At 45.5% G+C, this 19,968-nt stretch carries 26 protein-coding genes; 21 read left to right on the top strand and 5 right to left on the bottom strand.

All coding sequences use genetic code 11. The annotated features are described in order from the left end of the window. Positions 1-17 precede the first annotated feature (17 nt). The 16 genes from rplO to rpsI all read left to right on the top strand — a co-directional run bounded on the left by rplO (position 18) and on the right by rpsI (position 10,962). Complete coding sequence (gene rplO / locus EJA10_RS21690; protein ID WP_125482126.1) at positions 18-458, top strand: 50S ribosomal protein L15; 441 nt, start codon at positions 18-20, stop codon at positions 456-458. After that, positions 458-1,753: a preprotein translocase subunit SecY gene (gene secY / locus EJA10_RS21685; protein ID WP_125482125.1), complete on the top strand. Its 1,296-nt coding sequence runs from the start codon at positions 458-460 to the stop codon at positions 1,751-1,753. The genes rplO and secY overlap by 1 nt, the downstream gene beginning before the upstream one ends. Positions 1,754-1,809: 56 nt before the next feature. Continuing rightward, positions 1,810-2,460 (top strand): adenylate kinase, encoded by a 651-nt coding sequence (locus tag EJA10_RS21680; RefSeq protein WP_125482124.1) that lies wholly within the window; start codon positions 1,810-1,812, stop codon positions 2,458-2,460. Next, complete coding sequence (map, locus tag EJA10_RS21675; protein WP_125482123.1) at positions 2,460-3,206, top strand: type I methionyl aminopeptidase; 747 nt, start codon at positions 2,460-2,462, stop codon at positions 3,204-3,206. The genes EJA10_RS21680 and map overlap by 1 nt, the downstream gene beginning before the upstream one ends. A 228-nt stretch (positions 3,207-3,434) precedes the next feature. Beyond that, positions 3,435-3,653, top strand: coding sequence for a translation initiation factor IF-1 (gene infA / locus EJA10_RS21670; RefSeq protein WP_075980338.1), 219 nt, complete (start codon positions 3,435-3,437; stop codon positions 3,651-3,653). A gap of 34 nt (positions 3,654-3,687) precedes the next feature. Continuing rightward, the gene (gene rpmJ, locus EJA10_RS21665; protein ID WP_000868344.1) at positions 3,688-3,801 is read left to right on the top strand and encodes a 50S ribosomal protein L36; all 114 of its coding nucleotides are present in this window, start codon (positions 3,688-3,690) and stop codon (positions 3,799-3,801) included. Between the two features lie 23 nt (positions 3,802-3,824). After that, on the top strand, positions 3,825-4,190 hold the full coding sequence (gene rpsM, locus EJA10_RS21660; RefSeq protein WP_125482122.1) for a 30S ribosomal protein S13: 366 nt from the start codon (positions 3,825-3,827) through the stop codon (positions 4,188-4,190). A gap of 24 nt (positions 4,191-4,214) precedes the next feature. After that, positions 4,215-4,604, top strand: coding sequence for a 30S ribosomal protein S11 (gene rpsK / locus EJA10_RS21655; RefSeq protein ID WP_125482121.1), 390 nt, complete (start codon positions 4,215-4,217; stop codon positions 4,602-4,604). Positions 4,605-4,779: 175 nt separating this feature from the next. Next, complete coding sequence (locus EJA10_RS21650) at positions 4,780-5,724, top strand: DNA-directed RNA polymerase subunit alpha (protein ID WP_125482120.1); 945 nt, start codon at positions 4,780-4,782, stop codon at positions 5,722-5,724. A gap of 80 nt (positions 5,725-5,804) precedes the next feature. Next, positions 5,805-6,167 carry a 50S ribosomal protein L17 gene (gene rplQ, locus EJA10_RS21645; RefSeq protein WP_041966509.1) on the top strand — a complete coding sequence of 121 codons (363 nt, stop codon included), beginning with the start codon at positions 5,805-5,807 and terminating at the stop codon, positions 6,165-6,167. Positions 6,168-6,574: 407 nt separating this feature from the next. After that, positions 6,575-7,414 (top strand): energy-coupling factor ABC transporter ATP-binding protein, encoded by an 840-nt coding sequence (locus EJA10_RS21640; protein ID WP_125482119.1) that lies wholly within the window; start codon positions 6,575-6,577, stop codon positions 7,412-7,414. Continuing rightward, entirely contained in the window at positions 7,390-8,259 is an 870-nt protein-coding gene (locus tag EJA10_RS21635) for an energy-coupling factor ABC transporter ATP-binding protein (RefSeq protein ID WP_125482118.1), read from the top strand. Before EJA10_RS21640 ends, EJA10_RS21635 begins: the two co-directional genes overlap by 25 nt. After that, entirely contained in the window at positions 8,256-9,053 is a 798-nt protein-coding gene (locus EJA10_RS21630; protein ID WP_125482117.1) for an energy-coupling factor transporter transmembrane component T family protein, read from the top strand. The genes EJA10_RS21635 and EJA10_RS21630 overlap by 4 nt, the downstream gene beginning before the upstream one ends. Before the next feature lie 5 nt (positions 9,054-9,058). Next, the gene (gene truA, locus EJA10_RS21625; RefSeq protein ID WP_125482116.1) at positions 9,059-9,823 is read left to right on the top strand and encodes a tRNA pseudouridine(38-40) synthase TruA; all 765 of its coding nucleotides are present in this window, start codon (positions 9,059-9,061) and stop codon (positions 9,821-9,823) included. A 288-nt stretch (positions 9,824-10,111) separates the two neighbouring features. Next, positions 10,112-10,549: a 50S ribosomal protein L13 gene (rplM, locus tag EJA10_RS21620; protein ID WP_079504238.1), complete on the top strand. Its 438-nt coding sequence runs from the start codon at positions 10,112-10,114 to the stop codon at positions 10,547-10,549. A 20-nt stretch (positions 10,550-10,569) separates the two neighbouring features. Further along, positions 10,570-10,962, top strand: coding sequence for a 30S ribosomal protein S9 (gene rpsI / locus EJA10_RS21615; RefSeq protein ID WP_125482115.1), 393 nt, complete (start codon positions 10,570-10,572; stop codon positions 10,960-10,962). Positions 10,963-11,247: 285 nt separating this feature from the next. Here the strand turns inward: rpsI and EJA10_RS21610 are convergent, their stop codons facing one another. The 3 genes from EJA10_RS21610 to EJA10_RS21600 form a co-directional block, all read right to left on the bottom strand. Next, entirely contained in the window at positions 11,248-11,940 is a 693-nt protein-coding gene (locus EJA10_RS21610) for a hypothetical protein (protein ID WP_125482114.1), read from the bottom strand. A gap of 431 nt (positions 11,941-12,371) precedes the next feature. Beyond that, complete coding sequence (locus tag EJA10_RS21605) at positions 12,372-13,136, bottom strand: endonuclease I family protein (protein ID WP_125482113.1); 765 nt, start codon at positions 13,134-13,136, stop codon at positions 12,372-12,374. Next, complete coding sequence (locus EJA10_RS21600; RefSeq protein WP_125482112.1) at positions 13,133-14,098, bottom strand: S8 family peptidase; 966 nt, start codon at positions 14,096-14,098, stop codon at positions 13,133-13,135. Before EJA10_RS21600 ends, EJA10_RS21605 begins: the two co-directional genes overlap by 4 nt. 249 nt (positions 14,099-14,347) lie before the next feature. On the opposite strand from EJA10_RS21600, the gene EJA10_RS21595 reads away from it, so the two are divergent. The 3 genes from EJA10_RS21595 (at position 14,348) to EJA10_RS21585 (ending at position 16,769) form a co-directional block, all read left to right on the top strand. Next, complete coding sequence (locus tag EJA10_RS21595) at positions 14,348-14,791, top strand: YbaK family protein (RefSeq protein WP_125482111.1); 444 nt, start codon at positions 14,348-14,350, stop codon at positions 14,789-14,791. Between the two features lie 73 nt (positions 14,792-14,864). Beyond that, on the top strand, positions 14,865-15,581 hold the full coding sequence (cwlD, locus tag EJA10_RS21590) for an N-acetylmuramoyl-L-alanine amidase CwlD (protein ID WP_125482110.1): 717 nt from the start codon (positions 14,865-14,867) through the stop codon (positions 15,579-15,581). 132 nt (positions 15,582-15,713) lie between these two features. Beyond that, entirely contained in the window at positions 15,714-16,769 is a 1,056-nt protein-coding gene (locus EJA10_RS21585) for a P-loop NTPase (protein ID WP_125482109.1), read from the top strand. A 389-nt stretch (positions 16,770-17,158) separates the two neighbouring features. On the opposite strand, the gene gerD is transcribed toward EJA10_RS21585, so the two are convergent. After that, positions 17,159-17,797: a spore germination lipoprotein GerD gene (gene gerD / locus EJA10_RS21580; protein ID WP_125482108.1), complete on the bottom strand. Its 639-nt coding sequence runs from the start codon at positions 17,795-17,797 to the stop codon at positions 17,159-17,161. A gap of 148 nt (positions 17,798-17,945) precedes the next feature. Between gerD and EJA10_RS21575 the strand changes: the two genes are divergently transcribed. Continuing rightward, entirely contained in the window at positions 17,946-18,611 is a 666-nt protein-coding gene (locus tag EJA10_RS21575; RefSeq protein ID WP_125482107.1) for a KinB-signaling pathway activation protein, read from the top strand. An 8-nt stretch (positions 18,612-18,619) separates the two neighbouring features. On the opposite strand, the gene pdaB is transcribed toward EJA10_RS21575, so the two are convergent. After that, the gene (gene pdaB, locus EJA10_RS21570; RefSeq protein WP_125482106.1) at positions 18,620-19,372 is read right to left on the bottom strand and encodes a polysaccharide deacetylase family sporulation protein PdaB; all 753 of its coding nucleotides are present in this window, start codon (positions 19,370-19,372) and stop codon (positions 18,620-18,622) included. 142 nt (positions 19,373-19,514) lie between these two features. On the opposite strand from pdaB, the gene EJA10_RS21565 reads away from it, so the two are divergent. Then, positions 19,515-19,742 (top strand): hypothetical protein, encoded by a 228-nt coding sequence (locus EJA10_RS21565; RefSeq protein WP_125482105.1) that lies wholly within the window; start codon positions 19,515-19,517, stop codon positions 19,740-19,742. Positions 19,743-19,968: the final 226 nt, after the last annotated feature.

The raw sequence follows: 19,968 nt of genomic DNA, 5'->3' as shown, positions 1-19,968 counted from the left end.
AATAAGGAGGTGCCAACATGAAACTTCATGAATTAAAGCCTGCAGAAGGTTCCCGTAAAGAACGCAAACGTCTTGGACGCGGTATTGGTTCTGGCCAAGGTAAAACTGCTGGTAAAGGTCATAAAGGTCAAAACGCTCGTTCTGGCGGCGGTGTACGCCCTGGTTTTGAAGGTGGTCAAACTCCTTTATTCCGACGCTTGCCAAAACGCGGTTTCACGAACATCAACCGCAAAGAGTACGCAGTTGTTAACCTTGATGCTCTAAACGTATTCGAAGATGGAACAGAAGTTACTCCAGAACTTTTAATCGAAACAGGTCTTGTCAGGAAGGAATTAGCTGGAATTAAGATTCTTGCTAAAGGAAGCCTTGATAAGAAATTGACTGTTAAAGCACATAAGTTCTCCTCTGCAGCCAAGGAAGCGATCAAAGCTGCCGGCGGTCAAACTGAGGTGATTTAATGTTCCAGACAATCTCCAATTTTATGCGCGTGGGTGAAATTAGAAATAAAATTCTCTTCACCCTTTTAATGTTGATTGTATTTCGTATCGGGACATTTATTCCTGTTCCGAACGTAAATGCAGATATTCTCAAAGCACAGGATGACATGAGTGTCTTCGGAGTGCTGAATACATTTGGCGGCGGTGCGCTGCAGAACTTCTCGATCCTTGCGATGGGAATCATGCCGTACATCACTGCTTCAATCATCATCCAGCTCTTGCAGATGGATGTTGTGCCAAAGTTTACTGAATGGTCCAAACAAGGAGAAGTCGGACGCCGTAAATTAGCTCAGTTTACCCGCTATTTCACGATCGTTCTTGGTTTTATCCAGGCTCTCGGTATGTCTTATGGCTTTAACAATATGGCAGGCGGATTATTGATCCAGAATGCCGGTATCGGAACTTACTTGCTGATTGCTACGGTCCTGACTGCCGGAACCGCATTCCTGATGTGGCTCGGTGAGCAGATCACAGCAAAAGGTGTAGGAAACGGTATCTCAATCATTATCTTTGCAGGTATTGTTGCCGGGATCCCGACAATGGCCAACCAGATTTATGCACAGCAGTTTGCGGATGCAGGTGACGCTTTGTTCCTTCGTATCGTGACTGTATTGCTGATTCTTTTGGCTGTTATCGCAATCATTGTTGGTGTTATCTTCATCCAGCAGGCAACACGTAAAATACCTATCCAGTACGCTAAACGCATGAGCGCAGGAAACAACGCGGTTGGCGGCCAGAACACTCACCTTCCTTTGAAAGTGAATGCAGCTGGTGTCATCCCGGTCATCTTCGCGATTTCGTTTATCGTCACTCCTCCGACAATCGCTCAGTTCTTCGGCACAAATGATGTGACACTCTGGATCCAGAAGACGTTCGATTATACACAGCCGATCGGTATGATCGTGTATGTGGCATTGATCGTGGCGTTCACGTATTTCTATGCGTTCATCCAGGTGAACCCTGAACAAGTGGCCGAAAACCTGAAGAAGCAAGGTGGATATGTACCGGGCATCCGTCCTGGTAAAAACACACAGGAGTACTTGACAAAGGTCTTATACCGCCTGACACTTGTCGGTGCGATCTTCCTCTCAGTAATCTCTGTGTTGCCAGTATTCTTCATCAAGTTTGCTGGTCTGCCTCAATCTGTACAGATTGGCGGAACAGGCTTGCTGATCGTGGTCGGCGTTGCGCTTGAAACGATGAAGCAGCTTGAAGCTCAGCTTGTAAAACGCCATTATAAAGGCTTTATAAAATAAGATTTAGGGGACTTTGTTCCCTGAATCTTTAAATAGAGACTGAGGGGGGAAATCTTGTGAATTTAGTTCTGATGGGGCTTCCGGGTGCCGGTAAGGGCACGCAAGCCGATAAAATTGTTGGAAAGTACAACATCCCTCATATCTCAACTGGAGATATGTTCCGTGCAGCCATTAAAGAAGGAACGGAACTTGGATTACAGGCAAAATCATTTATGGACAAAGGAGAGCTTGTTCCTGATGAAGTAACAATCGGGATCGTCCGTGAGCGCTTAAGCAAAGCTGACTGTGAAAAAGGATTCCTCTTGGATGGATTTCCGCGCACAGTTGCCCAGGCTGAAGCACTGGACACAATGCTCGCTGATCTTGGAAAGAAAATCGATTATGTCATCAACATTGATGTAGATCAAAGTATTCTAATGGAGCGTTTGACAGGACGCAGGATTTGTAAAAACTGTGGCGCAACTTACCACCTTGTGTTCAACCCGCCTGCAAAGGAAGGGGTATGTGACCGCTGTGGAGGCGAGCTTTATCAGCGCGCTGATGACAATGCAGAAACAGTTGAAAACCGTTTGGAAGTAAATATCCAGCAAACAAAGCCTCTGTTGAACTTCTATGAAGATAAAGGTTACTTGCGCAATATCAACGGCCAGCAGGACATTAATGTTGTTTTTGCTGAGATCGAAGAATTGCTTGGGGGCTTGAATTAATGATCATCTGCAAAACCCCTCGTGAAATAGAAATCATGCGAAAAGCAGGTCGCATTGTTGCGTTGACCCACCAGGAGCTGAAGAAACATATTGCTCCCGGTATTACGACGAAGGATCTTGATGCCATTGCTGAGGATTTCATCCGCAAGCAGGGTGCCACGCCTTCTTTTAAAGGGTATAATGGTTTTCGCGGCAGCATCTGTGCATCGGTCAATCAGGAGCTAGTTCACGGGATTCCTGGCGAACGGATCCTAAAAGAGGGCGATATCATCAGCATTGATATCGGAGCGAAGTACAACGGATACCACGGGGACTCCGCCTGGACTTATCCGGTAGGCAAGATTGATGAAGAAGCCCAGCGTCTTCTGGACGTGACAGAAGAGTCATTGTTCACGGGATTGAAGGAAGCCAAGCCAGGGGAGCGTCTATCGAACATCTCCCATGCGATTCAAACGTATGTGGAATCAGAAGGCTTTTCTATTGTTCGCGAGTATGTCGGCCATGGAATTGGGCAAGAATTGCATGAGGACCCGCAAATTCCTCATTATGGCCCTCCTAACAGGGGACCAAGGCTGAAACCTGGTATGGTTCTATGCATAGAACCGATGGTGAATGCAGGAAGCCGCTATGTTAAAACGTTAGCCGATGATTGGACTGTCGTGACGGTTGACGGTAAAGTGTGTGCCCACTTTGAGCATACCATTGCGATCACTGAAACGGGTTTTGAGATTTTGACCAAAGCCTGATGGATAGTGTTCGGCCGCCTGATTCTGTTTTTAGTCTTTAAATAGGCGAAATTGAAATTTATATGCGGACGGGATGCCTGCTTTATGATATAATCATAAGGTTGAGTATTTCTCAACGATTTTCTCAATTGCCTTGCTGCTTAGAACGCACACAATTAGGAAGCTGCACTCTGCATCATGCAGGGTATATGATTGAATACACATTGAATCAAGAAGGGAGATCAGTTTATGGCGAAAGATGATGTAATTGAAATTGAAGGCACAGTGACTGAAACTTTGCCGAATGCAATGTTTAAGGTAGAATTAGAGAATGGTCATACAGTGTTGGCTCATGTTTCCGGCAAAATCCGAATGCACTTCATTCGTATCCTGCCAGGAGACAAGGTAACAGTTGAGCTTTCTCCATATGATTTGACTCGCGGAAGAATTACCTACCGCTTTAAATAAACCGTGACTCCGTACTATCAAGGAGGTTAGAGTAATGAAAGTGAGACCATCTGTTAAGCCAATTTGCGAAAAGTGCAAAGTTATTCGCAGACGCGGTAAAGTAATGGTGATCTGTGAAAACCCTAAACATAAACAAAAACAAGGCTAATAATAAAGGAGGTGCGCATCTAGATGGCACGTATTGCTGGTGTAGACATTCCACGTGAAAAACGTGTAGTTATTTCTTTAACATACATTTTTGGAATTGGCAGATCAACTGCTGAGAAGGTTCTTGCTGAGGCTGGTGTTTCTGAAGACACACGCGTTCGCGACCTTACTGAAGAAGAACTTAACAAAATCCGTGATATCATCGACAAGTTAAAGGTTGAAGGTGACCTTCGCCGTGAAGTATCACTAAACATCAAGCGTCTAATGGAGATCGGTTCATACCGTGGCTTGCGTCATCGTCGTGGCTTGCCTGTTCGCGGACAAAACACGAAGAACAACGCACGTACTCGTAAAGGTCCTCGTAAGACTGTAGCTAACAAGAAAAAATAATCCGTAAAGGAGGGTAACATTTAAATGGCTCGTAAAACTAATACACGCAAACGCCGCGTCAAAAAGAATATTGAAAGTGGAGTTGCGCATATTCGTTCAACTTTCAACAACACTATCGTAACAATTACAGACGTACATGGTAATGCTTTATCATGGTCTAGTGCAGGTGCGCTTGGTTTCAAGGGTTCACGTAAATCCACTCCATTCGCAGCACAAATGGCAGCAGAAACTGCAGCGAAGTCTTCTATGGAACATGGCCTTAAAACTCTTGAGGTTACTGTAAAAGGACCGGGCGCTGGCCGTGAAGCAGCAATCCGTGCTCTTCAAGCAGCAGGTCTTGAAGTAACAGCGATCAAAGACGTTACTCCAGTTCCACATAACGGGTGCCGCCCGCCAAAACGTCGCCGTGTTTAATTTTTCTGTATAGAATTTGTAGTCCTGTCTATAATGGGATATGATACAAATATTTTCTAGGTATACAGAAATCATTAATCCAGTTGTTGTGCACAAACGGGAACGTATACATGGGGGAATTTCGGTAAGGTAAAAGCCTGCCGGGGTTTCGACGTTTTGAAGGAGGGTATATTTGATGATCGAAATAGAAAAACCAAAAATCGAAACGGTTGAGATCAGCGATGATGCCAAGTACGGCAAGTTTGTCGTAGAACCGCTTGAGCGTGGATATGGTACAACTTTGGGTAACTCCTTACGTCGTATCCTATTATCCTCACTCCCAGGTGCAGCTGTCACATCGATTCAAATCGATGGAGTACTTCATGAGTTCTCAACAATTGAAGGCGTCGTAGAAGATGTAACATCAATCATTTTGAACGTTAAGAAATTAGCGTTGAAAATCTACTCTGATGAAGAGAAGACACTCGAAATCGACTTGCAGGGCGAGGGCCCAGTGACTGCATCATCCATCACGCATGACAGTGACGTCGAAATCCTTAACCCGGATCTTCACATCGCTACCCTTTCAAGCAAAGGATCATTGCGTATGAGACTGACTGCACGCAGAGGCCGCGGGTATACCCCAGCTGACCAAAACAAGCGGGAAGACCAGCCGATCGGTGTCATTCCAATCGACTCAATCTATACACCGGTTTCACGTGTATCTTATCAAGTAGAAAACACTCGCGTAGGGCAAATGACGAATTATGACAAGCTGGTATTTGACGTTTGGACAGATGGCAGCACAGGTCCTAAGGAAGCAATTGCACTGGGTTCTAAAATCCTGACTGAGCACCTGAACATTTTTGTCGGTCTGACTGACGAAGCTCAAAATGCTGAGATCATGGTTGAAAAAGAAGAAGACCAAAAAGAAAAAGTTCTTGAAATGACAATTGAAGAACTTGACCTTTCTGTCCGTTCATATAACTGCTTAAAGCGTGCTGGTATCAACACTGTCCAGGAGCTTGCTCACAAGACAGAGGAAGATATGATGAAGGTACGCAACCTTGGCAGAAAATCACTAGAAGAAGTAAAAGCTAAACTAGAAGAGCTAGGCTTAGGCTTACGCAAGGATGACTAGTTAACAAGCTTAACTAGGCATTTTACTGTCAATGCACTGAATGCCGGCTTACGACTTCAACAAAGAGGAGGGAAACACTCATGGGATACAGAAAGTTAGGACGCACAAGTGCCCAGCGTAAAGCGATGCTACGTGACTTAACAACTGATTTGATTATCAATGAGCGTATTGAAACTACTGAAACACGTGCGAAAGAGCTTCGTTCAGTTGTTGAGAAAATGATTACTCTTGGAAAGCGCGGAGATCTTCACGCTCGCCGTCAAGCATCTGCTTGGGTTCGCAATGAAGTTGCTAACGCTGAAACAAACCAGGATGCAGTTCAAAAACTATTCGCTGATATCGCTCCACGCTACGCTGAGCGCCAAGGTGGATACACTCGCATTATGAAACTTGGACCACGCCGCGGTGACGGTGCTCCAATGGTCATCATCGAGTTAGTTTAATACCTTTAAACACTCAACAAGGGCGATGGACAGTTTAAACAAACTTGTTTCATCCCCTTTTTTTCTTATACAGGGTTCGGCCCTGTCGAAAATTGAAAAAGCAGCACAAGCCAAAACGAGCGTTATGATGAGCAGGCCATTAGAGAAAGAAGAGTTCACTGGCCCCATCGGCCGGTTACTTCAGGTCTTTCCTGGATCGGTTCGTGATAGGTGGATCATCTATTTTAACCGGAGCTGTTCTGCCTGTCTCGTCTAGCTCATGCACTTCTCCCCAGTCCTTTTCAGGACCCTGCACTTGCGGATCGCTTCCGCCCGGGGAGAGGTGCAGGCTTTTTTTATATCCAGAAATATTTTTAATTCGTTTCAAATAGCAGAGATAGAGAAGAAGAGTCGAGAGGAGGACGGAGATGAGCAAGCCTTTAGTAAGCATAGAAAATGTGTCATTCAGTTATGACGGACAGCAGACTCCGGCCCTGAAAAATATCAGTTTTGATATTTTGGAAGGAGAATGGCTGGCGATTGTCGGGCATAATGGATCGGGGAAATCAACGCTGGCCAAATTACTGAACGGCCTGCAATTTCCACAGGAAGGATCGATTGCAGTTTGCGGAATCACGTTGTCTGAGGATACCATCTGGGAAATCAGAAAAAACGTAGGAATGGTTTTTCAAAATCCTGATAATCAGTTTGTTGGAACAACGGTTAGGGATGATGTGGCTTTTGGTCTGGAAAATCACGGCGTACCTAGAGATGTAATGGTAGAGCGTGTCCAAACCTCACTTGATAAAGTCAAAATGGGAACCTTTCTAAATCAAGAGTCGCACCATCTGTCAGGCGGCCAGAAGCAGCGTGTCGCAATTGCAGGCGTCCTTGCGTTGCAGCCGGCGATCATCATTCTTGACGAAGCTACGTCAATGCTTGATCCGCGAGGCCGCGCAGAGGTAATCAATACCGTACGTGAATTGAAAGAGCGGGAGAATATTACCGTCATCTCCATTACCCATGACCTTGAGGAAGCAGCAAAGGCTGACAGAATCATCGTCATGAACAGAGGGGAGCTATACCGGGAAGGAAGCCCGGAGGAAATCTTCCAGATGGATGAAGAGCTGATCAAACTGGGGCTGGACATTCCTTTTCCGGTCAAAATGAGCAAAATCATGCGCCAAAAAGGTGTTGGACTTTCGAAATCATATTTAACTGAAGAAGAGCTGGTGACAGAACTATGGACATCTCACTCAAAAATGTAGAATATCGCTACCAGGCTGATTCGCCTTTTGAACGTCTCGCGATAACGGATGTGTCCATCGATATTCCATCTGGCACCTATTTGGCTGTCATTGGACATACCGGATCAGGAAAATCGACCGTACTGCAGCATCTGAATGCATTGCTGAAGCCGACGAAAGGCTCTGTCGTGATCGGCAGCAGGGAAATCAAGGCCGGGCGAAAGGAAAAGAACTTAAAGGGTGTCCGCGAAAAGGTGGGGATTGTCTTTCAGTTTCCGGAGCATCAGTTATTTGAAGAAACGGTCGAAAAGGACATCATGTTTGGACCGATGAATTTTGGCGTCTCCGAAAGGCAAGCGCGCGAGAGGGCAAGAGCGGCCATCAGCCTTGTGGGTCTTCCGGAAGAAATCCTTGAAAAATCTCCATTTGACCTTTCAGGGGGCCAGATGAGGCGTGTCGCCATTGCAGGTGTATTGGCGATGGAACCAGAGGTGATCGTATTGGACGAGCCTACTGCAGGACTCGACCCGCGCGGTCGCAAGGAAATCATGGACTTATTTTATACACTTCATAAAAAAAGGAATCTATCAACTGTCCTTGTAACCCACAGCATGGAGGATGCTGCCCGCTATGCGGACGAGATCATTGTCATGCACCAGGGCAAGGTTTTTACAAAAGGTTCGCCTGAACATATCTTTTCCAATCCCAAGGCATTGATTGAATTGGGACTTGATGTACCGGAAGTAGTAGGCTTGCAATTGAAGATCGAGGAAGCCTTCGGGACAAAGTTCAAGAAAATCAGCCTGTCTGAAGAGGAGCTGGCGGAAATGGTTGCCAGGTTCCTGGAAGGAGGCGGTACGAAATGATGGAGAAAATGATCATTGGCCGCTATGTGCCAGGGGAATCCATCCTTCATAAAATGGATCCGCGCTCAAAACTGATCATCGTCTTTCTGTTCGTCTGTGTTGTTTTTATCGCTAATAACGCATTGACGTATGGAGTTTTAGCTGCCTATACGTTCTTGATGGTCGGGATGTCAAAAATCCCTCCACGGTTCTTATATGGCGGGCTGAAGCCTGTGCTTCTTCTTGTCTTGTTTACATTCCTGCTCCATATCTTCCTCACCAAGGAGGGGGAACTTGTATTTGAGCTTGGCTGGCTGAAGGTTTACGAGGAAGGCATCAGGCAGGGGATTTTCATTTCATTAAGGTTCCTGCTGTTGATTCTGATTACATCGTTATTGACGCTCACCACCACGCCGATCGAAATTACCGATGGTCTGGAAACACTGCTGAATCCTTTGAAAAAAGTAAAATTCCCGGTACATGAGCTGGCATTGATGATGTCCATTTCCCTGAGGTTCATTCCGACCCTCATGCAGGAAACCGACAAAATCATGAAGGCACAGACAGCCCGGGGAGTGGAGTATAACAGCGGTCCTATCAAAGAACGGATCAAAGCGATTGTTCCTTTGCTGATCCCGTTGTTCATCAGCTCGTTCAAGCGGGCAGAGGAGCTTGCGGTCGCCATGGAGGCAAGAGGCTACAAAGGCGGCGAAGGACGCACGAAGTACCGGCAGCTGACGTGGGGGCTGCCTGATACGACCATGATCCTATTCCTGGGAGCCGTCACATTCCTGCTAATTCTGTTAAGAGGGTAATGTCCATGTATCGAATTAAATGTATCGTTTCTTACGATGGAACTCACTTCTCAGGCTACCAGGTGCAGCCTGGCAAGAGGACAGTCCAGGGTGAAATCGAAAAAGCCCTTGAAAAGCTGAATAAAGGTGTAAGCATCAGAATCAGCGCATCAGGCCGTACAGACGCAGGAGTGCATGCAAGGGGCCAGGTCATCCATTTTGACACTGCGCTTGATATCGAGCCTCCCAGATGGCAAATTGCGCTGAATTCACTGCTCCCTGATGAGATAGCGGTCAATTCAGTGGAAATCGTCCGTCCCGATTTCCATTCCCGCTTTGATGCAGCAGGAAAGGAATATCGCTATTTGTTGCTTTTATCCAAGCATCGCGATCCATTCCAGCGGAATTTCGCCTATCAATTTCCCTATGAACTTGACTTCGAGGCAATGAAGGCAGCGGCAGGGCAGCTGCTGGGAACACATGATTTCACCAGTTTTTGCTCGGCCAAAACAGAAGTCGAAGACCGTGTCAGGACATTGAAAGAAATAGACTTTTACGAGGAAAATGGCCTGCTGGTATTCCGGTTCGTCGGCGATGGCTTCCTCTACAATATGGTAAGGATTCTCGTCGGCACGCTGCTGGAGGCCGGAACAGGCCGAAGAGACCCAGGCAGCATGCAAGAACTCCTGGCGAAAAAAGACCGCACCCAGGCCGGCAAAACCGCCCCAGGCCACGGCCTCTATCTTTGGAAAGTGTTTTATGATGAGGATGCAATGGAGTCAGGAAGTTAATTTTAAGACCATGTATGGTGTATATAACCTGATGATTGTAGTGGAAGGTGCGAAGACTCTTGCGGAAAGCGAAGCTCCTGGTGCGAAAACCAACTGCTAAGTTTACAAGAGAAAATTTTAAAAAAACATTATGACAACTAATCCTGGTGTTGACAATCTCTCAATCACAGGTTAATATATCATATGTATGTATTTTAAACCCACGATCAGCCCCGGAAGAGCTTTATCGTGTTTGAAAATATACCACAATGAACTTGATTTTTTTTTGACTATTTAGGAGGGAAACTCATGCGTACAACGTTTATGGCAAATGCCAACAATATCGAGCGTAAATGGTACGTAGTTGATGCTGCAGGCAAGACTCTTGGTCGTCTTTCTACTGAAGTCGCAGCTATCCTACGTGGTAAACATAAACCAACTTTCACACCACATGTTGACACTGGTGATCACGTAATCATCATCAACGCTTCAAAAATCGAACTTACAGGTAAGAAACTTACTGACAAGATCTACTACCGCCACACAATGCACCCAGGCGGATTGAAGCAAAGAACTGCTCTTGAAATGCGTACAAACTACGCTGAAAAGATGCTTGAGCTTGCAATCAAAGGTATGCTTCCAAAGAACTCTCTTGGACGCCAAATGTTCAAAAAGCTTCATGTATATGCTGGTAACGAGCATCCACATCAAGCACAACAACCTGAAGTTTACGAACTTCGCGGATAATTAATAAGGAGGTAATTAACTTGGCACAGGTTCAATATATCGGTACCGGTCGTCGTAAGAGCTCCGTTGCGCGAGTTCGTTTAGTACCAGGCACTGGAAAAATTACAATCAATGATCGTGAAATTGAAAACTATATCCCATTCGCAGCACTACGTGAAGTAGTAAAGCAGCCGCTTGTTGCTACTGAAACTGTAGGAAGCTACGATATCCTTGTAAACGTAAATGGCGGTGGATACACTGGCCAGGCTGGCGCAATCCGTCACGGCATCGCTCGTGCATTGCTTCAAGCTGACCCAGAATTCCGTCCAACACTTAAGCGTGCAGGACTTCTGACTCGTGACGCTCGTATGAAAGAACGTAAGAAATACGGTCTTAAAGGCGCTCGTCGTGCACCTCAGTTCTCAAAGCGTTAATTTTACGCTTCGGAAAGACTCTCAACCACTGGTTGGGGGTCTTTTTTTATGTTGATGGAATGGAAAAAAACGCTCGGAATTTCCATTTCGCCAATATATTTTGATTTTCGCCAAAAGCGGGTGGTTTTCGCCAATAAAAAAGTTTTTTTCGCCAATAAAACATAAATATCGCCAATAAAGTTATGAAAATCGCCAATAAGTTTTTTAGCGACTAAAATAGCTCGCTACCTACTTGTGTTAAAACAAAAAAAGCGGAGGCATTAGGCTGCGCCCCGCTTAAATGTTTCAGTCTTCGTATCCCTGCATCGATTCCATGTGGCTGGCGATCATTGCAATGATGGTAGGGGCCTCTTCCTTGGTAAAAATGAAGTTGGTTTCGTCTTTGATCAGCTCGTCATCCTCTGACCATAAACGGTTTACTCGGCGAAGGACGCCGTCGCCCGTTTCCTGGACAAGACCGAACTGGTAGGTAACCTCCACTTCATCCTCTTTCAAGAATGCCGTGACCTCAGGAGTTTCCCACTCAACATCGATTTCCTCAAGGATATCGTCCTCGTCAACAACCTCCGCAACGTAGAGCTCCTCGTCTTCATCGATGTCATCATCTTCATAATAGATGGTATCGTCATCCTCGGTCGCATAGACGATGTCAAGCTCATCTTCATCGTCGTTTATGAAATCGTGAAATCCTTCATGGACCGCGTCGACAATATCATCAATATCGGACAGAATTACACGCGCCGGCTGCTCCAGCTCCTCATCAATGGTTTCCGTATAGAATTCCTCATTATGCGGGTCAAAGTATAGGATATAGAAATACTCGCGCTCCCCATCATCATAGTCCACGAAAAATTCGATTCGTGGATGCTTTGATCCCCGCTCAACAGCCATCTGGCCTTCCTGGTCATATTTCTCACAAATCGATTCAAGATGATCCTGCAGCTCCCCGACAACACGATCAAACCATTCCATAGACATAGAAATCCATCCCTTCATCTTTATTCTCGATTAGCTTGCCCTGAAGGGGGCCGTAATCGTAATGGTAAATTGCAGGAAATTACTGCGCTTTATAAGTAAAAAATAATTACGGTTTTTTAGCGGCAGACGTGGTATCGTGTGTGGTGCTCTTTTACTCAACGGGGAATATCTTTGCTTCAACGGGGAATAAATCTTGGCTAACGGGGAATAAAACAGACCCAACGGGGAATAAATCGCCATCAACGGGGAATAAACAGAACCATTTACGAAAAACCACTTTTGAAAGACCCAAAAATTAAAAGGAAACTCCGGCAAAAGGTGAAAAAGCAGATAAAACTGCAAAGAAAAGCACCTGTTCTAACCAAAAAGCCAGCAAAAACCACGAACACACACAAAACCGCCTGGATAATTCGAGCCCAGGCGGTCTTATTTTACAACCCTAACATGCTTTCAGCCCTGTCCGCAAAATCAATAAATGGATTTCGATTTCCCTGAAGTTCCTGTATGGCGGCATTTCGGTGTTTTTCGTATCGTGTGACCGGGTGGTCGTGATGCCATCCGAGCAATACCGCGAAATCCATCTTGTCATCTACCCTAATGACGTCCAAGTATCTTAAGGCGAAGTAAAACACGGCTCTTGCGACGATTCCTTTGCCATATTCAGGCTCAAATTTGCCCGCTTCCACCATGCCGCAGCCTGTCCTGATTCCAACAGCAGCAAATTCGGGTTCATAGGACTGGAAATCATGATACGGGAGATTGCTCCTCATGCTGTTGCAGCCTGGTTCACAGGCGAACAAATGATGGAGATCGCCGCGCATAGGCTCTTCGCCATCGAACCATGACTGGGGCACGACATGCTCGGTATTAAAAAGAACTTTGGCCAAGCCACTTTCTCTCAAAGCTTCCATCATCCGCAAATCTTCCTCGATCACCTCCACCGGGTCAAGTGCTTGCCCGGAGTAAAGGCTTTTTAATTGAAGGTCCTCCTGCAGATCGACCCAGGGATAGACATAATCATGCGGCGAATACTTTAAATGGGTGGTATGAGTTTCTTTTAGCAGCGAATGGAGCCCATCTGGGGTAAAACAAGCATTCCGATAATACAAATCACTCTCTACAGCATCATGCTCAGCGTCAAAATAGTTTTTATGCTCGATGTTATGAATATAGGCCGCCCATGCTGATAGGATCATACCGCATCCATGACCCTGGCTTTAAAGCTTTGGTCAAGGATTTCTGCCAGATGCTCCGGCACGGTCAGGTAAACCAGTCCGTTGCCTTCCAGCTTAGGAGAATTGCCAAGCGGCACGGTCCGTTTGACCAACTGCGCATACAATTCAGGTTCAGTCAGATCTCGTTCAAACTGGGCGTTTGTATAGGTCTTGATCAAGGCCAGAGCGCCCGATACGTGAGGAGCCGCCATTGAAGTTCCGCTCAAGGTAGCATATTTCCCGTTCAAGTAGGTGGATGTAATGCGTTCACCTGGAGCGACTACATCAATTTCATTATGCGAATTGGTAAAATCGGAGGATCCTCTTTCCAGATTCACCGCTCCGACACTGATAACCTCATTATAAGCACCCGGGTAGGCAAATTCATTGGTGGAATCGTCGCCATCGCCCTCATTGCCTGCGGCACAGACGACAAGGATATTGTTATTCACCGCGGCCTTGATCGCCTCATGAAGTTCAGGAACGTCAGCCGGTCCGCCCAGCGACATTGAGATAATATCCACTTCCTGCTCGATGGCATAATGGATTCCTTTAATGATCCACTCATACTTGCCAGAGCCAGCTTTGTTCAGCACTTTTACAATCAGCAGTCCTGCCTCAGGTGCAACCCCGATTACGCCTGCCTCATTTTCCTCTGCGGCAATCGTTCCTGCCACATGGGTGCCGTGGCCATTATAGTCCGTATAAAGATCAGGATTGCCGCGGTCATCATCTGTAAAATTCCTGCCGCCAATGATTCGGTCCTTCAAATCAGGGTGAGTCGTTTCACAGCCTGTATCCAAAACAGCAACCTTTATTCCTTGTCCTTTTGTCCTGTTCCAAAGCCTGGGTGCCTGAATTAACTCAACACCTTTTGGCACCTCTTTGATTTCCTCAGCCTCGTCAATCACCGTATAAGGAATAACACGAACACCTTGCTCCATTTCTTTCCCTCCTTGGAGATAAAATTGAAGCGAGTTCTAGTTGTAATAATTAGTCTAACAATTCTGACTATTATTGAACAGGACCGATAGTAGGGTTATTTACTAGAAATGAATAACCAGAACTGGGCATTTAATCCTAAAGGGAATTATACAGTAAACGTCTGAGAAAACTGGAAGAGGAAAGGTCCGGTCAGCTTGCATTACACCCCTCCACAGGATGAACACTATTTCCTAAGGGGTGAGATTACTTTGAACGTCGTAACGACATTTATAGATAAAAGAAAGCAGAAGCAAGTCAAATACGAGCGATCGATGCTCCGTGAATTATCCATTAACATCCTGCAGGCCAGGGTGAAACAATATTTTGGCTCATCAAGGCTGACCTCGAACCTCGTGATGAACTCAGGGATTGAAGAGGCCTGTTATGATGTAGCGATAGAGGCGTTCCTGCTGGGCGCAAAATTCAGCCGTTTTGGCTACTACGGCGAACCAATCGAAGCAGTAAAACCGCGATGTGAAAAAGAAGAGCGGCATTTGATCGACACCTTATACAACTTCTTCCTCTTTTGGGGGAAGGGTGAAGAGGGAGCTGGTTCAGAAGAGCTCTACTACCTATGTGAGCGGTATGTTGACAGCTGGTGGCGTGACGGATTTTCAAAGGGAGAAAAGAAATATAAGCTAAGGCTTCATTAGGGGAAAAGTTCTAAACCACTGACCTGTCCCATATAGTTTAGTATCAGGGACTAGCTGGGAAGGATGGTTTAGAATGCTTAAAAAGTTGAAGATTGTACTATTTGCAGCCGGCCTTGCCGCGTTGTTCCTCATATTGCAGTATGATTTTGCCGAAAATGATTCGTGGGAATCATGGAATCTGCCTCTCTCCGGAAAAATCATCTATCTGGACCCTGGGCATGGAGGGGTCGACCCTGGGGCAGGGGAGGATGATCCTTTTGAAAAAGAAATCGCTTTGAACGTTTCCCTCATCCTGCGGGATTACCTCCAGCAGCAGGGGGCGCTCGTCATCATGACACGGGAAACAGATATTGACCTCGCCGATAAGGGGCTGAAGGGCTATAGCAAGCGGAAGGTCCAGGACTTAAAAAGGCGTTTGGATTTAATTAATGAGTCAGAAGCGGATTTTTTTGCGACGGTTCATTTGAATGCCATTCCTTCTTCAAAGTGGAGAGGAGCCCAAACTTTTTACTCAACGAACTTTAAAGAAAATAAACGGGCGGCCAAACTGATCCAGGATGAGCTGCGCCGCAACCTTGAAAACACAGACCGCGATGCAAAAGCGGCAAACAGCATTTACCTGCTGAAGCATACAAATAAACCGGGGGTCCTGGTTGAAATCGGCTTTTTGTCCAATCCTCAGGAAGCAGCGAATCTAAGGGATGAAGCCTATCAAAAAAAAATCGCAGCCTCCATCTATGAAGGAATGCTCAGGTACTTTACCGACGAACAAAAATTCTGGGAAAAGTAAGAAGGGTCATCGATCCTTCTTATTTTTTGGTAAAAATATCTTTCAGAAATGTGTGATAGGTTTAACACTTAGGAAATTTATCAATATGGTATACTGTGGTAGGAGACAAAATTCACAGAGGAGGGTGTCATTATGTTAACAGAAGCTAAGGTACGTGAACTTTTAAAAGACCTTAAAGAACCATTTTTACATAAAACACTCGAAGAGATAAATGCGATCGATGAAATCAAGATCAAAGAAGAGAAGAATCATGTAAGCGTTAAAATAGGCATTGCGAAAACGGGTACTGCCGAACAGCTGCAGCTGCAATCGCAAATCGTCAACATCCTGAAGGAGGCTGGAGCGGCATCTGTAGGCCTGCGTTTCTCTGAACTGCCTGCTGAAATTCTTTCAAAATTCCAGACAGCGGCTCCTCAGGAAGAAGAAGGTCTGCTTTCTCCTAATAGCAAAACAACCTTCATCGCGATTGCGAGCGGAAAGGGCGGAGTAGGGAAATCGACTGTTTCGGTCAACCTTGCTGTTTCTCTTGCACGTCTTGGAAAAAAAGTCGGGCTGGTTGACGCCGATATTTACGGTTTCAGTGTTCCGGATATGATGGGAATCACAAAGCGACCTGTCGTAAGAGGAGAAAGAATCATTCCAGTCGAGAGGCACGGAGTAAAAGTTATCTCCATGGGCTTTTTCGTGGAAGATAATGCGCCGATCATCTGGCGTGGCCCAATGCTTGGGAAGATGTTGAACAGTTTCTTTAATGAAGTCGAGTGGGGCGAGCTTGATTACCTGCTGCTGGACCTGCCTCCGGGAACAGGGGATGTGGCGCTGGATGTCCATTCCATGCTTCCTGCATGTAAGGAAATCATCGTAACGACTCCGCACCCTACAGCGGCCTTTGTCGCTGCGCGTGCTGGGGCAATGGCCTTACGGACCGAGCATGAAATCCTCGGTGTTATTGAAAACATGGCTTATTTCGAAAGCGAGCTGACAGGAGAAAAAGAATTCGTCTTTGGACAAGGTGGCGGCGAGAAGCTGGCAGATGAGCTGAATACGAAACTTTTAGGCAAGCTTCCTTTAGGACAGCCGACATGGAACGAAGAAGATTTTGCTCCATCGATTTACCAGGAAGATGACAAAATCGGGGCCATCTATACAAATATTGCCCAGGAAGTTGTCCAAATGCTTGAGAAATAATAAGAAAGAGGGTGTCCCAAAAGTATGAACTTTGGGCACCCTCTTTATTTTTAGGATAGCTTGTTAAATGGGTCCGTTGATTTCCGTTCCAGGCGCTTTGCTTTCCGCGGGGCTGGCGGTGAGCCTCCTCATCGCTTCGCGCTTGCGGGGTCTCACCTGTCCAGCTGATCCCGCAGGACCTGAAGAGCTTCTCCGAATAGACCCACGCACGATGGAAATGCGGTAGCATTTTCGGAGGAGTCTTCACGCCTTCCACTCCAAACAACTCACGCTTTATATTCATTTTTTTATACAAAAAACAAGAAAATATATGGATGATACAATTAAGAGGCGACTCATAAGTCGAATTTATCGATCTTTTGAGTCAGCCCCTGCTTTAATGGTTGCTGTTATTGACCTCCGGAACCGCCGGCTTCGCCAGATCCGCCGCCACCGCCGCCACCGCCTCCTCCTTGATCAGAGCCGCCTTCTTGTTTCTGTGTAGGCAGTTCTTCGGCTGCTTTGACGATCAAGGCCTGCAGTTTTGCTTTGAAAAGCGGGCTTTCAAATGTTTCGGTCATGACCTTCTGCAAGTGTTCACGGTATTCCTTGCTTTTGAGAACATTCGTCAGTTCTTTTTCCAGTTCAGGGTCCTTCATGACTTCAATCATCATGCCTTTATATTCTGGATCCTTCATCAGATCTTTAAGCAATTTTTCATTTTCCTTTTTCATGCTCGTTGCGACGCTTTCCGCAAACTTAGGATCTTCAAAGGATTTCTTCCAGAATTCCATGCCTTTGTCTGATGTCAATGTCTTTTCGACTGTATCAATCACGACCGGCTGGTCCATGATCAATTTTTCCTTCATACCGTCGTCGCCCATCACTTCCTGGATGGCTTTTTTGCCATCGTCAGTTTTCAGGATGTCGACAACCATTTTCTTCGTTTCTTCGTAATCAACCTGTCCCCCGCCCGACTCGGTTGGAGCACAGCCGGCAGCTAAAAGTAAAAAGGTTGCGGGGAGTACAAATCGCATCAACTTTTTCATTTTCCAATCCCCTTTCACATAGACAGCCCTAATTTTAGGATGAGTAATATGACAAATTGTTATACACGAATACGAGCACCTAGATTTTTCAAACCTGCATTGGTACAATCAAGTAGTGTAATTTATTATTGTTTTGGGGGAAAATATCTTGACTAGCCGTAATTGGGTTTACTTATTTTTCACCACCCTGGTTGTAGGGGCAGTAACTACAGCTCTGGTTGGTTTTATTGTCCGCTGGGGTGAATTCCAGCAGCTGTTAAGTGATTTCAATATCATTGAATTCCTTTCAATTTTAGTATGGCTAATGGGTGTCGGACTTATTTTTAGCATTCTTAGCCAAATGGGTTTCTTTGCTTACCTGACCATCCACCGCTTCGGGCTTGGCATTTTTAAATCATTGTGGAATCCCGTGCAGATTCTCCTGATTGCCTTTGTTCTGTTTGATCTTGTGTATCTGCGTTACAATTCGTTTGCTGAAAGCGGAGAAAGTATTCTGCCTTACATAGGGCTTGCGGTGATGATCCTGGTTGCCGGACTGATCGTTGCATTATTGAAAACAAAACAGACGAACAAGGAAGCCTTCATCCCGGCTCTGTTCTTCATGATTGTCGTTACCGTCATCGAGTGGGTCCCAATATTGAGAGTAAATGAGCAGAGTTGGATCTACCTCATGATCTTTCCATTGATCATCTGCAATGCTTACCAGCTCCTGATCCTGCAAAAGCTCAATCAAAAATCCCAGGCCGAGCGCCAGGCTCTGCAAGAGAGGCGCCAATCGGCAAAAAAAGTACAAAAAAAACCGTCCAAAGCATAATTGGACGGTTATTTTATTTCAGCTGATTTTGAGTCCCCGTTTGCGATCATCTCTGAGACAGTGACCATTTTTAAATTCTTGCCCCTGATGTCCTTCAGTACAAGGGGAAGCGCCTCTGCCGTTTGCTTGGCAGAATCAGAAGCGTGCATTAACAGAATGTCACCCTTCTTGGCTTTAGCTGCATTTTCCGCAATGACCGATGTACCAGGATTTGTCCAGTCTTTCGTGTCCAAACTCCAGTGGACGACTGTATAACCAAGGCGTTCAGCAATTTTCAGCGTCCGCTGATCAAAGTGGCCTGTTGGAGCGCGCAGAAGTTCTATGTTCTTTACATTGAGCTTTTTAAAAGCCTCCTGTGCTTTGAGGATATCACGTCTGATTTTGTCTTCCTCAAGATCCGCATAGTCCTTATACTCATAGCCGAGCATCCCGATTTCATACCCTTCTTTCACCATTCGTGCCACCAGGTCCGGATGCCTTTCAGCCCAGGACCCGGATAAGAAAAAGGTGACCGCTCCTGCTTTCTCCTTCTTCAGGACATCAAGGATTGGTTCGGCTTTCTCGTCCCCCCAGCCAATATTAAAGGTGAGAGCGAGATCTTTTTCACCTTTATAGATCGCTTTCGGACCATCCTTAGCTGAGAAGGCAGGAATCTGGACCATGTTTTCCATGTAAAAGAACCATGCTGTAAAAAAGGCTGCAACCATGATGACAAAAACCGTCTTAATTGACTTAGCATTCAACACATAAAAGAAATTCATTATCTCACCACCTCGTCCAATGCACTCCTTGTCTAATTTTTATTCGTGTTTTGAAAAGTTATGATAATAAAAATGAGATTATAAAATTTATGAAATAGGATAAGACTACAATCACTATGAGAAAATGAACAGGAGTTTATGTATGCTTGGTGTTCTGATCAATGAAAAAGAATTGAAAGAGCTGGAATACTTAATCAAAAGGGAAATGGATGAGATTCTTTTTGATCTGAAGGACGAGCGTATCGATCATGTCGTGAAGCGGTCAATGAAGGAAAGGTATCAAATTCTGTTTTCACTGTTTAAAAGAGTGGCTCCTCCCAAAGAATGTCTGAAGTATATGCCAGCCAAGAAGAGCATGTACAAAGGGTAGGAAATATACGCAGAAACTTTTTTGAAAATGTAGTTGACGGGAATTTAGTATCCTGTTATATTAATAAACGTCGCTGCTGAGCGAACGGCTTTGCCGAAGAGATACAGCGGTGAAAATAATAAAAAATGTGGTTGACAATAAGTTGAGCACATGATATATTATGAAAGTCGCTTCTGAGCGGCGCAAGCAATAAAATTGCTCTTTGAAAACTAAACAAACAAGCGTC

The organism is Mesobacillus subterraneus (genome assembly GCF_003937825.1).
Classification (GTDB): Bacteria; Bacillota; Bacilli; order Bacillales; family Cytobacillaceae; genus Mesobacillus; species Mesobacillus subterraneus.
The sequence above is the reverse complement of the archived record's forward strand: the minus strand, read 5'-3'. Positions and strand labels throughout refer to the sequence as shown.

What these genes read in the sequence shown, in the direction of transcription:
- rplO (WP_125482126.1), top strand. Translation starts at nt 18, where the DNA reads ATGAAACTTCATGAATTAAAGCCTGCAGAAGGTTCCCGTAAAGAACGC.
- secY (WP_125482125.1), top strand. Translation starts at nt 458, where the DNA reads ATGTTCCAGACAATCTCCAATTTTATGCGCGTGGGTGAAATTAGAAAT.
- map (WP_125482123.1), top strand. Translation starts at nt 2,460, where the DNA reads ATGATCATCTGCAAAACCCCTCGTGAAATAGAAATCATGCGAAAAGCA.
- infA (WP_075980338.1), top strand. Translation starts at nt 3,435, where the DNA reads ATGGCGAAAGATGATGTAATTGAAATTGAAGGCACAGTGACTGAAACT.
- rpmJ (WP_000868344.1), top strand. Translation starts at nt 3,688, where the DNA reads ATGAAAGTGAGACCATCTGTTAAGCCAATTTGCGAAAAGTGCAAAGTT.
- rpsM (WP_125482122.1), top strand. Translation starts at nt 3,825, where the DNA reads ATGGCACGTATTGCTGGTGTAGACATTCCACGTGAAAAACGTGTAGTT.
- rpsK (WP_125482121.1), top strand. Translation starts at nt 4,215, where the DNA reads ATGGCTCGTAAAACTAATACACGCAAACGCCGCGTCAAAAAGAATATT.
- EJA10_RS21650 (WP_125482120.1), top strand. Translation starts at nt 4,780, where the DNA reads ATGATCGAAATAGAAAAACCAAAAATCGAAACGGTTGAGATCAGCGAT.
- rplQ (WP_041966509.1), top strand. Translation starts at nt 5,805, where the DNA reads ATGGGATACAGAAAGTTAGGACGCACAAGTGCCCAGCGTAAAGCGATG.
- EJA10_RS21640 (WP_125482119.1), top strand. Translation starts at nt 6,575, where the DNA reads ATGAGCAAGCCTTTAGTAAGCATAGAAAATGTGTCATTCAGTTATGAC.
- EJA10_RS21635 (WP_125482118.1), top strand. Translation starts at nt 7,390, where the DNA reads ATGGACATCTCACTCAAAAATGTAGAATATCGCTACCAGGCTGATTCG.
- EJA10_RS21630 (WP_125482117.1), top strand. Translation starts at nt 8,256, where the DNA reads ATGATGGAGAAAATGATCATTGGCCGCTATGTGCCAGGGGAATCCATC.
- truA (WP_125482116.1), top strand. Translation starts at nt 9,059, where the DNA reads ATGTATCGAATTAAATGTATCGTTTCTTACGATGGAACTCACTTCTCA.
- rplM (WP_079504238.1), top strand. Translation starts at nt 10,112, where the DNA reads ATGCGTACAACGTTTATGGCAAATGCCAACAATATCGAGCGTAAATGG.
- EJA10_RS21610 (WP_125482114.1), bottom strand. Translation starts at nt 11,940, where the DNA reads ATGTCTATGGAATGGTTTGATCGTGTTGTCGGGGAGCTGCAGGATCAT.
- EJA10_RS21605 (WP_125482113.1), bottom strand. Translation starts at nt 13,136, where the DNA reads ATGATCCTATCAGCATGGGCGGCCTATATTCATAACATCGAGCATAAA.
- EJA10_RS21600 (WP_125482112.1), bottom strand. Translation starts at nt 14,098, where the DNA reads ATGGAGCAAGGTGTTCGTGTTATTCCTTATACGGTGATTGACGAGGCT.
- cwlD (WP_125482110.1), top strand. Translation starts at nt 14,865, where the DNA reads ATGCTTAAAAAGTTGAAGATTGTACTATTTGCAGCCGGCCTTGCCGCG.
- EJA10_RS21585 (WP_125482109.1), top strand. Translation starts at nt 15,714, where the DNA reads ATGTTAACAGAAGCTAAGGTACGTGAACTTTTAAAAGACCTTAAAGAA.
- gerD (WP_125482108.1), bottom strand. Translation starts at nt 17,797, where the DNA reads ATGAAAAAGTTGATGCGATTTGTACTCCCCGCAACCTTTTTACTTTTA.
- pdaB (WP_125482106.1), bottom strand. Translation starts at nt 19,372, where the DNA reads ATGAATTTCTTTTATGTGTTGAATGCTAAGTCAATTAAGACGGTTTTT.
- EJA10_RS21565 (WP_125482105.1), top strand. Translation starts at nt 19,515, where the DNA reads ATGCTTGGTGTTCTGATCAATGAAAAAGAATTGAAAGAGCTGGAATAC.